The organism is Candidatus Acidiferrales bacterium, from assembly GCA_035515795.1.
GTDB lineage: Bacteria > Bacteroidota > Ignavibacteria > Kryptoniales > JAKASW01 > JAKASW01.
On record DATJAY010000028.1, the window covers coordinates 56,028 to 69,535 of the forward strand.

Below are 13,508 nucleotides of genomic sequence, written 5' to 3' on the forward strand. Positions count from 1 at the left end.
ATGAATAGTAAAATCAACAATCACAATCAAAGGAGAAACAATGTCAAAACTTTTAGTAATTGCTCTGCTCCCTTTTTTTGCAGCAGGAGCAGCATTCTCACAAGCGACACTACCAGATACGTTGGCGGGTTATGTGAAGGGAAAAACTGCACCCAACCATACATATGTTGTAAACGACAGCCTGTATGTTAACGTGGGTGACACCCTCACAATCAGCCCCGGCGACACGCTCCTAATGAAGAACAATCCTTCGACGGGCGCTGCATGTTGGATAGATGTCCTCGGAACCTTCATCTGTGAGGGAACATCGACAAACCGCATTGTGATCACGACTGCCTTTGTGGATTCTGCAAAACATCCTGGAATGTGGGGAGGCATCATTGGAGATTCTTGCAAATACATCAGCGTCAGGTTTGCAATCATTACCTGGGCGGGAGGCAATGACGCGTCGGGTCACGCTTATCGCACATTCGACATTTCTTCCGATGCCGCGAATACCACGAACACCGTCTTCACGGATAATGTGGTCGTGGGCACTGTTGATGACTGTATCGGTCTCCACGGGGGGAATGCAAGTGTTCTTCGCAACACCTTGAAATGGGTTGGTGCACCAGACGGCGATAACATCAACGTAAAGTCCGGTACGATCGGCGAAATTGCCTACAATGTCATCTGGGGAGCGGGCGGAAATGGAATCAAGATCAATGCTTCCACGACAGTCGCTCGCATAACCAATGTATGCATTCATAACAATACAATCGCTGCCGGGGGATGGCGCCGAATCGACGAACTCGGATACGGCATCCTCGTAGATGCAAGCGCGCGCGCTCAGATTTACAACAACATAATTGGTGATATGTACGGCGGACTTGAGATTACAACAATAGCTGACACCTTGAGGACCGTCCATGATAACAACCTGTTCTTCTACTCAGTCGACAGTTTGAGCGGGACAGCACGCTACTATCCTTCCGACGGAGTCGGTAGACCTGCACCGGACGATATCTTTGATGTGAAAGCCAGTAACCTCTTTGTAAGTTACCAGCCATTTTTCACAAACGACTGGAATACCCTTGATGGGTCAAATAATTACCACTTGCTTGGTTCATCTCCTGCTATAGGACACGGATTTACTCCGCCAGCTCCTACTTCCTCGAATCACTGGTGGAACCCATACTTCGTAAATGGTACGGATACATTGACATTGCCGGGTGATGCAAACATCGGAGCGTATGGCCTGCTTACGGCCATCGAAAATCAAAACTCCAACGTCCCATCGAGCTTTATACTAGATCAGAATTATCCGAATCCTTTCAACCCTTCGACACAGATCAGTTACAGCATTCCCAGGAACGTCTATGTTTCGTTGAAGGTCTATAACGTCCTCGGTCAAGAAGTCAGCACGCTTTTTGCCGGCGAGCAGACCGTGGGCCAGCATTCGGCTACATTCGATGGCAGCAATTTCGCGAGCGGTGTTTACTTTTATCGTTTGGAAGCCGGTGCTAATTCTATCACAAAGAAAATGATATTGGTTAAGTGACAATCGCTACCCACAGAAAATGTTAATTAATTTCTCGATGCAATTCTCAAAAAATTGCATCGAGATTTTTTTGATCATCAAGGAGATTTCATGAAACACAGGCTGTTTGCAACTCTAATGTTTGTTCTCATAACTGTCCGCTTCGGTTTTGCTCAACAACAAATCAACTCATCCGCTCGATTTCTCATTATCGGCGACTGGGGTGGATTTGCGTCAGAAAACCAAAAAGCGGTCGCGGCGGCCATGGGAAGAGATGCCGAGAAAAATCAGGATCAATTCGTCGTCACTGTCGGAGACAACTACCATGGAAAAGGAATCTCAAGCGCCACTGACTCACGCTGGAAGACGGAGTATGAAGACATCTATTCCCATGCGTCCTTGCAAATACCATGGTATCCAACTCTCGGAAACCACGATTACGAAGGAAGTCCGCAGGCCGAACTTGATTATTCCAATTACTCAAAACGCTGGGATTTCCATTCGCGATACTATGCACAGGAAGAGAATATTGACGACTCGACGAAAATACTTATCGTCCATCTTGACACTCCACCTTTCGTGACGGAATATCAGCAGCGCGATGAGCAATACCATGTCAAAGAGCAGGATCCGGCCAAACAGGTCCGCTGGCTCGACTCACTCTTGTCAGCATCTAATGATCGGTGGGTGATTGTCGTCGGCCACCACCCGATTTACTCGGCAGCACCGACACACGGAGACACTCCGGAATTAATCTACGACGTACTTCCCGTCCTTGAACGCCACCATATCCCGGTCTATATTTGCGGCCACGATCACGTGATGCAACATCTTTGCGACAATGGAATCGACTTCTTCGTCTGCGGCGGCGGAGCAGAACATAGAGACGTCAACAAACGTCCGGATGTCGTATACGGCAAGGGTTCTCTCGGTTTTCTCTCAGTTACTGCGTACCGCGATTCGCTCAACTTCAGGATGATTGATGAAAATAGCGCAATTCTACACGAAGTGACAATAACAAAGTAGCAACGATACATGTAATCAAATTTCATAAGACTTGACAGGACCATCATGAGATGCAAATTCAACCTTAGACTTTTACTCCTCTTTCTCGTTCTTGCACTGTTTCAAACCGAGCTTTTTGCTCAACACAAAATAAAGATCGCTCTCTGGGGCGATTCGAGAGAAAACGCCGAGAACGCTTGCTCTGATATTGCACATATACTTCTATACAAGATCACCGATTGGGATTTCCAGGTTCACTGCGGAGATTTCACACATGATGGCACAGATGCGTCGTGGCAGAGAACTCTTCATTATCCCGGAGTCGACAGCATTTTCGTCAAGGGGAAATTTTTCATGTGCACGAGCAACCATGAATTCAAAAGCAAAGACGGAGAAAAGAATTTTGACAAATACACCGCCGGGATATTGCCGACAAATTCAGCCAATGGATCGACACATTTTTATTCCTATCATGTTTCAAATGTCGATGTGATTTTCTGTGACGGGTATGCAACCCCAAAAGATGTGATGCAGCACTGGCTCGACAGCCTCCTTGCCACAATTCCGAGCACCGACTGGATAATCGGCGTCTGGCACAATCCGACTTACGGCGATTTATCGTACAAAGAGAGCTATGCCGACATTTGTATGCCGTGGGTCGAGAGTCTTTATAAACACGGCTGCAAGTTTATTTTCAACGGGCACGCGCATATTTATCTCAGGACGAAGCCTCTGCGTCCCGATGGAACGGTTGACGAGAAGGATGGGATCGTGCACGTCATCAACGGCACAGGCGGCGCGAGTTTCAAGGATCCAACACCCGAAAGCGATAAGACAGCATTCACTCCTTCGGGAAAATCGTTCCCATGCATAACTTTCATCACCTTCAACGGCAACAAGGCCGATCTCGAAACTGTCGACGCGCGACCAGGACATAACCTCCAGGTGATTGATAGTTACAAGTCAGAAAAATAACCACGTACATCAGAGTTAGATTTAGCAATAGCATCAACGCGATCTCTCCTTCCAAGGCAAGTAAAGTGCAACGGTCAAAACAATTAGGGTGACGAGATCCGTCAAGAAGGTTGCGTACTTAAATCTCATTCCTTTTCCGGCTTCTGAAACTGCTGAATATTCATGATGGCTATGTCGATCAAAATTCCTATTTATGGAGTTTTGACGCATTGAAAGCGCGTTTGTCACACGCATTTCCCTATCCATCGAAACATGTTCGCTCTTCATGCCATGGTCTGATCATATGGCGCCTATTTTTCCGGATGTCCTTTCCAGAAGCCGTTGTTCATCTTTTGTCGTTCCACTGAAACCTTCTTTGGAGTATCTCGTACCTATCATTGTGTCACACCGCGGTATGCTGGAACAATGATAAACCCGCTATTTCGGCGCAAAGGGAATGTTTAATGATCGAAGCTTCCCTTTCATTTTGCAGGAACGTAAAATTTCAATTGAGGGAGACATGAAAAATTTTATTTTCGTTATTTTTTCTTTCGTGCTCACGGCGCAATTGTCAGCGCAGGAACAAACGCTCATCGATCAGCCAATTCAAAGCGGCGGCTACGGCGGGCCTGTTGTCAGATTTTCGGAGTTCAATAACAAGTTCGCTGTACTCGTCGGAGGTTACGGCGGCTGGCTGATAAATCATTCGTTTCTTCTCGGTGGAGGAGGTTACGGCCTTGTGAACAACATTATCGCCTCGCCTGCTGCACAATTGTACTACGGTGCAACGAGCGATCTCAGGACCCAGTTCGGATACGGTGGATTATTCTTGGAATACACAGGCGATCCGAACGCGCTCATCCACTACTCCGTCTCGACTCTCATCGGTGGCGGCAGTGTGAATTATGGATACTGGAACAGCTTCAGTCAGTCTTACTATGATGCCCTTTCACGGACGTCGACGGTCTTTGTGTTTGAGCCGGGCGTAGGCGCGGAGCTCAACATCACAAGATTTTTCAGGTTGAATTCAGGAGTCAGTTACAGGTTGGTGAGAGGGAGCGACCTGCCGGGAATAACGGATTCGGATATGTCTAACTTCTCAGCCTTTCTCACATTCAAGTTCGGAGCGTTTTGATCCGAAATAACTAGGAGAAGATTAGAGACTTCTTTTCTTTTCCTACTTCTCCCTATCCCCCGCCCTCGCGGGGGAATTTTATTTGGAGGATATCACATGATGCTGACGGGATCCGAGACATAAGCTGGAAATAGATGAATAGCGGATGGTACGAAGCGAACAACATTAACGCAGAACTTTCACTCGTCTTAACCGTGGCGCTGCACTACCCGCAGTTCTCACCAATCTTCTTCGAAGTAACCGCTATCCACCTTTTCGATTATCTTCCACACATAATTCCTCAAAAATCTAATTTGTTCTTACCTGGTACCGAGCTTTCCAGCGCCGATAAACATACGGCAGCTCAAGTCGTGAAGAACTCCACGGCTTGAGCCCGGGATTTTGTCTATTGCGCTGTCCTGCGGAATCCTGAGGCGGCGGCTTGTTCGTTCCACCGTTGACCATTAACTCCGATCGCGACGAGCCATAAGGCAAGCAATAATTCCGCAGCACCGGGTATCAGAATGTAAGGCACGAGATGCGTCTCGAATGCGGGTGAGATAAAGCCCGAGAAACAATTGACCAGGTAGCACAAACCCGAAATTGCCAACAGCACCCCCAGAACTCGAGGAAGGAAAGTCGATCTGAAAATGAGGTAACCGATCAGGAGATTATAGGTTCCGAAGAGTACCATGTTGATGTTGTATCCCTGATCATAAAATTTGAGAAACATGAGAGCCAGCGCCTGCAGCTGATCCGTATTAAATGCGCTCAAGGACTGCGATCCTCCCAGAATAATCAAAGGGGCAAACTGAAAGACGCAGTTGAGACCCTGAATAGTACTTCCCACGAGGCTGAAGGTCACCGCAAGCACGGAAAGACTCCTGTTTACCGGTTTAAATAGGTTGTACAGAAGAAGTGCATACACGATATATAACAAGCCGATGATGTCGCCGACGAAAGCCAACCGGAACAACAGATCGTGTGACAGTATGTTGTGCGCTGTAGCCGAGGCGTTCCAGTATACGACAAGCTGGCCGCGAACGACCGAGGCGAAACCTGTCGTCGTGGTTATCAGCGCAATCACTCCAGCCATCCTCGACTGGGAATGCGGCGATGCTCCTGCGATCCGATCCATCATTGTTGTCGTGCTCATACTCTCTCCTCACTATGCAAGTGATTGAAACAACTTTGTGCAAAAATCAGATTGGATTATGATAGTGACACACCCACTCTGACATGGATATTGAATTTCGTGCGTGGAATCTCCAAGCGCTGGCCTGCTCTTTTCGTCGTTGAACATCGATTATGTTGAGCCACATGTGAGGTGCTAAATCCGAAATACCGACTGCCACCTAACAGGATGCTTCCACTACTCTATGCCATTGTGGCCGCTTTGCGAGGCGCTGAAGGCGACGGCTGCTTGAACACTACCGTCGTGAAGAACTCGATAATCAAACCGAACACCCCATTCATGATGGCATTGCCCACCGGCACCGGTCCAGGTCCCATGTGCATGAAAAGGAAGTAGGAGAAGATCGACCCGACCAGCCATCCCATGATGGCACCGTTCCAGGCCCATCCTAACCTCAGCCCGGAGATAGCGATGGTAAAGCCCATGATGCCCCTGTTCATCAGCACCCAAATCAAATTGACAGGCGTAAACTTCAGGAAGCCGGCAGAGAATGCCGCAGACGCGCAGACCACACCCATAGCCAGGCCGAAAAGCGTGGCAATCACAATCCGTTTCATCGATACAACCGTGTTCATGTTTTGGTCTCCTTTTGCGAAATCTTGATTAAGTAAGAATGAAAAGCGAGTGATCCATGATAGGGACATACCTCGAGGTGCAACAAAGTCTCTGCAGCATGTTCTCTCATTTTCAGCTCCCTTCAAAGTTGTGACTCGGACGTAGAATGACATGACTTATCCCCACAGGAATAAGGCTCGTCATCTTTGTGACCGTACGGAGACCGCTCCTCGAATGTTTCGATTTACATTTAAAACGGGTTTCTTGCGGCGAAGAGTCTCTCGCATCTTTCCATCTGTGACTTTATTCCTCCTGATCTCACCCAAATCCCTCAAAATACCGCATTTCTACCGGCATAACACTTGTATTTATAAATACAGGTCCCGAAATCGGGATCCTTGATATGCAAAGTCAGGAAACGCTCACACATTCCATCGGCGAAGTTGCAGAGATGCTGAAGATCTCTGTCGAGACCATAAGGCTCTACGAGCGGCGCGGGCTTACGCTCACGGTCAAAGACGATAATAACCAGCGAACCTTTTCCGAGTCGGACATCGAGAGAATAAAATGCATTCGCACCGCGATCAACGACCACAAGATTTCTATCGAAGGGATCCGCCGCATTCAGTCGCTCGTTCCCTGCTGGGAACACATCAAATGTCCTGACGAGCAGCGCGTGAAATGTCCTGCATACCTCCGCAGCGACGCTGGCTGCTGGACGTATCGAGACAAGCAGGAAAATTGTTCATCACGGGATTGCCGGAGATGCAAGGTGTACCAGCTTTCCGGCGACTGCGAGAAAATCAAATCGCTTATTCACCACGATGTAATGTCTTCTCTTAATTTAACAGACGACGAGTAGCCTATGAAAAAAATCTTTCTTCCGCTTTTCGTGCTGGTGGTCTTTGCCGTAATGGTTTTCACCGCGCTGCACAAGAACAGCGCAGATAATCCACCGCTCACAGTTTTGAAACAGCAATACTCTGTCAAGTCGACACCTTCGGTCGATCATTCATTGTTCCCCGAGCTCAAGAAAAAGTTCAGCAGCCCGCAGCAGGTGACCGCGGCATGCATATCCTGCCACAACGGTCGGGCCCAGGAAGTGATGCACTCGACCCACTGGAACTGGACGCGGCTCGAATATATCGAGGGGAAGGGCATCAGGTCGATCGGGAAAAGAAATATCCTGAACAATTTCTGCATCGGCATTGCGGGGAGCGAGCAAAGCTGCACGAGGTGCCACGCCGGATACGGATATGCTAATACGGATTCTTATTTCAAAGACTCGCTCAACGTCGATTGTCTCGCGTGCCATGATAACAGCGGCACCTACATGAAGGCAAGCGAAAAAGCCGGTATGCCTGACAGTTCAGTCAACTTGAGCTTCGTGGCACAGCATGTCGGTAAACCGACGCGCACAAATTGCGGCGTCTGTCATTTCTTCGGCGGAGGGGGCAACAATGTGAAACACGGCGATCTCGAGCAGGCACTCTTCGATCCGACTCGCGACGTGGACGTCCACATGGCGACGGACGGGCTCGACATGCAATGTGTCGATTGCCATACCGCAAAGAAACACCAGATGTTAGGCAAAATGTATTCGGTATCATCGATGAACCGCAATCGCGTACAATGCGAGAGTTGTCATGGCACATTACCGCACAACGACGATGTCTTGAACGAGCACACAGTCAAAGTCGCCTGCCAGACGTGTCACATACCGGTTTTTGCGAAGGTGAATCCTACAAAAATTTATTGGGATTGGTCCACGGCCGGCAAACTGAAAGACGGCAAAGCTTATGTAGACGAAGATTCCAACGGCACCGACAGCTATATGTCCATCAAAGGATCATTCAAATGGGGAAGAATGTTGAAGCCTGATTATGTCTGGTTTAACGGTACGGCATCCCACTATCTACTCGGCGATACATTCAATGCGTCAAAGCCGCTTGAGGTAAATAAGCTGTACGGTAGTTATGACGATCCCGATTCAAAGATTTATCCCGTGAAAATTCATCGCGGGAAACAAATCTACGACGTCGGATACAATTACCTTATTCAACCGAAGCTATACTCCGCAAAGAAAGGTGACGGCGGATTTTGGGCCGACTTCAACTGGCAGCGCGCCGCTGAAGAAGGGATGAAGCAGGTCAACCTGTCGTACAGTGGGAATTACGGATTCGCCCAGACGGAAATGTATTGGCCGGTCAATCACATGGTCTCGTCTAAAGAGCAAGCAGTCCAGTGTAACGAATGCCATACGCGCGACAACGGCCGTCTCGCGAGCCTTGATGGATTCTATCTCCCCGGCAGAGATTACAATCCGGTCGTTGAACACTTCGGCGCCGGACTGATTCTCCTCACTCTCGTTGGAGTTGTCCTGCATGGCGGTGGAAGGATTATGATGAGCCGAAAAGGAAAGGGAGGGAACTGAAATGAAAAAAGAATACATCTACAAAAGGTTCGAACGCTTCTGGCATTGGACCCAGGCTGCACTCATCATATTTCTCGGTGTCACCGGATTCGAGATTCATGGGTCGATAAAGTTCTTTGGATACGACCAGGCAGTGAGATACCACGACATTGCTGCGTGGACCTTCCTTATCCTGATTGCATTTGCAATCTTCTGGCATTTCACGACCGGAGAATGGAAACAATACCTCCCTACCTGGAAAAACATGCGCGCGCAAGCCGAGTACTATGTCTTCGGAATCTTCAACAATGCGCCTCATCCGACAAAGAAGACTGTCCTGAGCAAATTAAATCCGTTACAGAAGCTCGTCTACGCTGGCTTGAAGGTGCTCGTGATTCCGGTAATGGTCCTCAGCGGGCTTGTATATATGTTCTACCGGTACCCCCAACGTTATGAAGTTCTCGCACTGAATATCAGCGGACTCCGGGTCGTTGCCGTGATTCACACGATCGGAGCATTCCTCCTCGTGGCGTTTTTCATCGCTCACTTATATCTAATCACGACCGGGCAGACGGTTACGTCAAACCTCAAAGCGATGATAACCGGATACGAAGATTTGCCGAAAGAACATGAGAATAAAACGGGTGAAATTATTTCAGAAAAATTTGGTGAGGTGACGAAATGAATATAAAATATATGAACCCATATCTTGCCGGATTTTTTTTGGGCCTCGTATTGCTGGCAACGATATTTATTACCGGACGAGGTCTCGGAGCGAGCGGTGCGATCAAAGATGCCGTCATCGCAATCGCAGACGGCATCGCACCGAAACACACCGAATCATCTCCGTTCTTCGGGACGTATGTAGGTTCCGGAAAAGACAGCCCGCTTAAATCATGGCTCTTCTTCGAAATCGTCGGCGTGGTGATAGGAGGATTCATTTCCGGATTGATCTCCGACCGGTTGAAGATCGTCACGGAGGCCGGCCCAAAAGTGAAGCCGAAAGTTCGCTGGATCTTTGCAGCGATAGGCGGCGCTTTGTTCGGCATCGGGGCACAGTTCGCGCGCGGCTGCACTAGCGGCGCGGCGTTGAGCGGAATGGCTGTCCTCTCGACCGCAGGGTTCATAACGATGATCGCAATCTTCGGAACCGGGTATGCCGTTGCATTCTTCGGACGAAAGTTGTGGATACAGAAGGATTGAGGTGAAACCATGGGACCATTCGTACCTGATTTAATTTCCGACCAGCTGAATCTGGTCGTTGCTCTCATGCTCGGAATTGCATTCGGCTTCGTACTGGAACAAGCTGGATTTTCTTCATCCAGAAAATTAGCCGGCGTATTTTATGGATACGATTTTGCAGTGCTGCGCGTGTTCTTTACCGCCGCGGTGACGGCGGCAAGCGGTGTCATCTTGCTCGGCTATTTCGGACTTCTTGACACCGATGTCATTTATGTTAATCCGACATGGTTACTCCCCGCACTCGTGGGCGGAGCTATAATGGGTGTAGGATTTATATTGGGCGGCTACTGCCCCGGCACGAGCGTCACCGCAGCGGCAATCGGTAAAGTCGACGGGATGTTTTTCATCGGCGGCGGACTTCTAGGAGTATTCGCGTTCGGTGAGCTATTTCCATTATACGATAAATTTTTCGACTCGACGTTTCTCGGCCCGACAAAAATCTTCGATTCACTCGGCGTATCACAGGGATTGTTTACGTTCATATTGATCGCGGTTGCGGTCGGTGCATTTGCAATTACGACAATTATCGAGAAAAGAGTAAACAAAACTGCGGCGCCTTCGCTGCAATTCAAACCGATGAAACATTTTGCGGCGGGGTTCGTGATACTCGCGCTTGGCATTCTGTTTGTCTTCCTGCCCGATCGGAAGACAAGCCTCATTGAAAAAGTCACGTCTCAAAATTATATCGCGACTCATCCGACAGCGACAATGGAGGTCGATGAGCTTGCTTTTCGCATTGTCGATCAGGAACCCAATATCCGCATCATAGACATTCGTCAGCCCGCGGAATACGCCAAGCTCGCCTTACCCGGCTCGAGCAATATTCAAATGAACGACTTTTTCAGCAAGGATGCGGTCTCATCGTTCTCACAGCGACATATGAAAAAGGTTATCGTCGGTGATAGTGAGGCGGAGGAACGCACTGCTTGTTTACTTCTGCATGAACTCGGCTACGAAAACCTTTCGGTATTGAAAGGCGGGTTTGATGAATTCAACAAGACGATCCTGAATCCGTCGATGTTTGTCCCCACCGGAACACGATGGGATGCCGATGTGAAGGAGTTCCGCGAGAATGCACGAATTGAGATACTAAAAATGATCGACGCCGACAAAGACAAGGCACCGCGAGAAATCAAGAAGAAAAAAATTCAGGGTGGGTGCTGAACTGAATGACGGCACGCCGCCGACAAAGGAGATGCACGCTTCTGCAGATCATTGGTTGCCAGACAATTCTGCGGGCGACGATCGGATGCTATCCCGAAAATGGCTTCGCCTTCCGCCTCGCCTCGAGTTCCCCAGTTTAATCTTGTCTGAAGTGACCTGAATTCGCGATGACCTCAGTCCCGGGCATCAGACTGCATTCGTAAATGCGAACGGTTCTGTCGAGACATTTCCTATAAACCTCTCCGATGCTCCCCTCAAATTCTTCGACCGAGCTATCCTCGACCAGATTTAATGTGCAGCCTCCGAACCCACCTCCCATCATCCTTGCACCTAATACTCCGTTAATCCCCGACGCCGTATCTACGAGCAGATCCAGCTCAGCGCAGGACACTTCATATTTCTCCCTTGCTCCTTCGTGAGAGAGATAGAGCAGTTCCCCAAAACTTGCATAGTCACTCTGCTGGAGGTAATGCTTTGCGGAGTTGACGCGAATGTTCTCTTCGAGAACATAGCGGCAGCGTTTGTAGACAACATCACCCAACTCAGCTGCGTGCTCGTCAAGCATTTCAAAGTCCACGTCACGAAGACTCTTCACCTGAGGGTCGTATCTCCTCATTATCTGCACGCCGGTTTCGCACTGCTGTCTGCGAAGATTGTATTCTGAAGATGCAAGACTATGCTTCACACCGGTATCGCAAAGAATCACCTTAATATCTTTTCTGACAAAAGGTAAATAATCATATTCCATGTTTCTGCAGTCGAGATACAAAACCGATTTCCCTTTGCTAAACAGATTTGCAAATTGATCCATGATGCCGCATTTGACCCCGACAAAATCATTTTCTGCCTGCCGCGCAAGTTCGGCCAATTCACCGCGTTCCAGTCCCAGGTTGAACATCATATCGAGCGCATAAGCCAATCCGGCTTCTAACGCCGCTGATGAGGACATCCCTGCTCCAATCGGGATATTTCCTGAAAAGACGCAGTCGAACCCCCCGATATGGCGACCGCTTTTGTTTAGTTCGCTCACTATCCCGATGAGATAGTTCGCCCAGCTCTTGTTTGACTTTACCGGGTTTCTCACGTCAAACCTGAAATCATCATCAAAATCCAGAGTGTACAGCCTTGCTTCGGAATCATTCCTTGCATTTATCGCAAAATAAATCGCCCGGTCTATCGCCGAAGGAAGAACGAAACCTTCATTGTAATCGGTGTGCTCGCCTATCAGATTTATTCTCCCTGGTGACCTGACTATCAATTGGCCATCGTTATGATTAAATAATCGCGCCGACTTTTCCCTTAACGAATTAATTATTGTCTGTTCATCTTTCATAAATATCTAGCAGTTCCATGGTTCGTTTGTTTGCTTCCAGAAATCAAAATTATGTCCTTGTACTTTTGAATCCCGCGAGTTCCTGCACACGTATTCAAAACTTGAGTCATTTACCGACGATCGGAATGGATTGTGAGGGTGTAGCATGTATAGTAACCGTCGCCGATCTCAGACCCTGGCTGTGCGCATCGAGTTTTATCTCGCCTGGATGGCGAGTGGATAATAATATCACCTCGCACTTTCCGTTGAATAGCATTCTTTGATAATTGCCGTCAAGATATTTGTCGGGCTCGTGACTGCTCGGATTGCCGTTACCAACCCCGATTATCGAACCCTCTCCTTCGGAACTGAAGTTGATCAGGTTACCGGCGGCGGGGACTTCTCTGCCAAGCGAGTCGACGGCAGTGACAGTGACGACGGAGACATCTTCGCCGTCTGCACGAATCGTATCGCGATCCGATGTGAGTTTGATGGCCGCGGGCTCTCCCGTAGTTTCTTCTTCGGTACTCATCTCCTTACCGTCCCGCCATCCCCATGCCTCAAGTGTTCCAAGTTCGTAGGGTACATTCCACTCAAGATGCGAATCTCGTGTCATTATTTTTCTTCCGAGACTCTTACCGTTTAGCAACAGCTCGACACTGTCGCAATTGCTGAAGCACCAGACATCTATCGACTGGCCCTCTTTTCCCTGCCAGTTCCAGTGCGGGAAGATGTGCAGCACATTCTCACCGCTCCACCAGGACTGGTAATAATAGTAGTTGTTCTTAGGAAATCCGCACATATCCATGATGCCAAAATTAGAATTTATGTCAGGCCATCTATAGGGTGTCGGCTCGCCTCTGTAATCGAAACCAGTCCAGACGAATCCACCCGTCAGGAAGGGCCTTGCCGCGTAAATGTTCCACCATCTTTCAGCAGTGGTTCCCCACCAGGGATTATTGACATCGTAATCCGAGACGTAGCAGTTCACAGTGTCCGTCTGATATGTTCCCCGGGTACAGTATGCACTCGATT

The 13,508-nt window shown here is 48.7% G+C and carries 14 protein-coding genes; 10 read left to right on the plus strand and 4 right to left on the minus strand.

Translation table 11 applies throughout. The annotated features are described in order from the left end of the window. Window positions 1-40: 40 nt before the first annotated feature. The 5 genes from VLX91_12065 (at window position 41) to VLX91_12085 (ending at window position 4,984) form a co-directional block, all read left to right on the plus strand. Window positions 41-1,540 (plus strand): T9SS type A sorting domain-containing protein, encoded by a 1,500-nt coding sequence (locus VLX91_12065; protein ID HUI30942.1) that lies wholly within the window; start codon window positions 41-43, stop codon window positions 1,538-1,540. A gap of 90 nt (window positions 1,541-1,630) precedes the next feature. After that, window positions 1,631-2,545 carry a metallophosphoesterase gene (locus tag VLX91_12070; protein HUI30943.1) on the plus strand — a complete coding sequence of 305 codons (915 nt, stop codon included), beginning with the start codon at window positions 1,631-1,633 and terminating at the stop codon, window positions 2,543-2,545. A gap of 45 nt (window positions 2,546-2,590) precedes the next feature. Further along, complete coding sequence (locus tag VLX91_12075; protein ID HUI30944.1) at window positions 2,591-3,499, plus strand: metallophosphoesterase; 909 nt, start codon at window positions 2,591-2,593, stop codon at window positions 3,497-3,499. Between the two features lie 499 nt (window positions 3,500-3,998). Further along, the gene (locus tag VLX91_12080; protein ID HUI30945.1) at window positions 3,999-4,613 is read left to right on the plus strand and encodes a hypothetical protein; all 615 of its coding nucleotides are present in this window, start codon (window positions 3,999-4,001) and stop codon (window positions 4,611-4,613) included. Window positions 4,614-4,747: 134 nt separating this feature from the next. Next, entirely contained in the window at window positions 4,748-4,984 is a 237-nt protein-coding gene (locus VLX91_12085; protein HUI30946.1) for a hypothetical protein, read from the plus strand. A 14-nt stretch (window positions 4,985-4,998) separates the two neighbouring features. On the opposite strand, the gene VLX91_12090 is transcribed toward VLX91_12085, so the two are convergent. Both VLX91_12090 and VLX91_12095 read right to left on the minus strand, forming a co-directional pair. Continuing rightward, window positions 4,999-5,748 (minus strand): DUF4386 domain-containing protein, encoded by a 750-nt coding sequence (locus tag VLX91_12090; protein HUI30947.1) that lies wholly within the window; start codon window positions 5,746-5,748, stop codon window positions 4,999-5,001. Window positions 5,749-5,969: 221 nt separating this feature from the next. Further along, complete coding sequence (locus tag VLX91_12095; GenBank protein ID HUI30948.1) at window positions 5,970-6,515, minus strand: hypothetical protein; 546 nt, start codon at window positions 6,513-6,515, stop codon at window positions 5,970-5,972. A 230-nt stretch (window positions 6,516-6,745) separates the two neighbouring features. Between VLX91_12095 and VLX91_12100 the strand changes: the two genes are divergently transcribed. The 5 genes from VLX91_12100 to VLX91_12120 are packed head-to-tail and all read left to right on the plus strand — an operon-like array spanning window position 6,746 to window position 11,161. Then, window positions 6,746-7,204, plus strand: coding sequence for a MerR family transcriptional regulator (locus tag VLX91_12100; GenBank protein ID HUI30949.1), 459 nt, complete (start codon window positions 6,746-6,748; stop codon window positions 7,202-7,204). 3 nt (window positions 7,205-7,207) lie between these two features. Then, window positions 7,208-8,776, plus strand: a complete 1,569-nt coding sequence (locus VLX91_12105; GenBank protein ID HUI30950.1) for a tetrathionate reductase family octaheme c-type cytochrome — start codon at window positions 7,208-7,210, stop codon at window positions 8,774-8,776. Window position 8,777: 1 nt separating this feature from the next. Beyond that, entirely contained in the window at window positions 8,778-9,440 is a 663-nt protein-coding gene (locus VLX91_12110) for a cytochrome b/b6 domain-containing protein (protein HUI30951.1), read from the plus strand. Further along, on the plus strand, window positions 9,437-9,958 hold the full coding sequence (locus VLX91_12115; protein HUI30952.1) for a YeeE/YedE thiosulfate transporter family protein: 522 nt from the start codon (window positions 9,437-9,439) through the stop codon (window positions 9,956-9,958). Before VLX91_12110 ends, VLX91_12115 begins: the two co-directional genes overlap by 4 nt. Window positions 9,959-9,967: 9 nt before the next feature. After that, window positions 9,968-11,161, plus strand: a complete 1,194-nt coding sequence (locus tag VLX91_12120) for a YeeE/YedE thiosulfate transporter family protein (protein HUI30953.1) — start codon at window positions 9,968-9,970, stop codon at window positions 11,159-11,161. 136 nt (window positions 11,162-11,297) lie between these two features. Here the strand turns inward: VLX91_12120 and galK are convergent, their stop codons facing one another. After that, entirely contained in the window at window positions 11,298-12,494 is a 1,197-nt protein-coding gene (gene galK / locus VLX91_12125) for a galactokinase (GenBank protein ID HUI30954.1), read from the minus strand. 106 nt (window positions 12,495-12,600) lie between these two features. Further along, window positions 12,601-13,508: DUF4982 domain-containing protein (locus VLX91_12130; protein HUI30955.1), on the minus strand; the 908-nt coding region annotated here is incomplete at its 5' end.

What these genes read in the sequence shown, in the direction of transcription:
- VLX91_12115 (HUI30952.1), top strand. Translation starts at nt 9,437, where the DNA reads ATGAATATAAAATATATGAACCCATATCTTGCCGGATTTTTTTTGGGC.
- VLX91_12095 (HUI30948.1), bottom strand. Translation starts at nt 6,515, where the DNA reads ATGTCATTCTACGTCCGAGTCACAACTTTGAAGGGAGCTGAAAATGAG.
- galK (HUI30954.1), bottom strand. Translation starts at nt 12,494, where the DNA reads ATGAAAGATGAACAGACAATAATTAATTCGTTAAGGGAAAAGTCGGCG.
- VLX91_12075 (HUI30944.1), top strand. Translation starts at nt 2,591, where the DNA reads ATGAGATGCAAATTCAACCTTAGACTTTTACTCCTCTTTCTCGTTCTT.
- VLX91_12105 (HUI30950.1), top strand. Translation starts at nt 7,208, where the DNA reads ATGAAAAAAATCTTTCTTCCGCTTTTCGTGCTGGTGGTCTTTGCCGTA.
- VLX91_12065 (HUI30942.1), top strand. Translation starts at nt 41, where the DNA reads ATGTCAAAACTTTTAGTAATTGCTCTGCTCCCTTTTTTTGCAGCAGGA.
- VLX91_12110 (HUI30951.1), top strand. Translation starts at nt 8,778, where the DNA reads ATGAAAAAAGAATACATCTACAAAAGGTTCGAACGCTTCTGGCATTGG.
- VLX91_12090 (HUI30947.1), bottom strand. Translation starts at nt 5,748, where the DNA reads ATGAGCACGACAACAATGATGGATCGGATCGCAGGAGCATCGCCGCAT.
- VLX91_12080 (HUI30945.1), top strand. Translation starts at nt 3,999, where the DNA reads ATGAAAAATTTTATTTTCGTTATTTTTTCTTTCGTGCTCACGGCGCAA.
- VLX91_12100 (HUI30949.1), top strand. Translation starts at nt 6,746, where the DNA reads ATGCAAAGTCAGGAAACGCTCACACATTCCATCGGCGAAGTTGCAGAG.
- VLX91_12070 (HUI30943.1), top strand. Translation starts at nt 1,631, where the DNA reads ATGAAACACAGGCTGTTTGCAACTCTAATGTTTGTTCTCATAACTGTC.
- VLX91_12120 (HUI30953.1), top strand. Translation starts at nt 9,968, where the DNA reads ATGGGACCATTCGTACCTGATTTAATTTCCGACCAGCTGAATCTGGTC.
- VLX91_12085 (HUI30946.1), top strand. Translation starts at nt 4,748, where the DNA reads ATGAATAGCGGATGGTACGAAGCGAACAACATTAACGCAGAACTTTCA.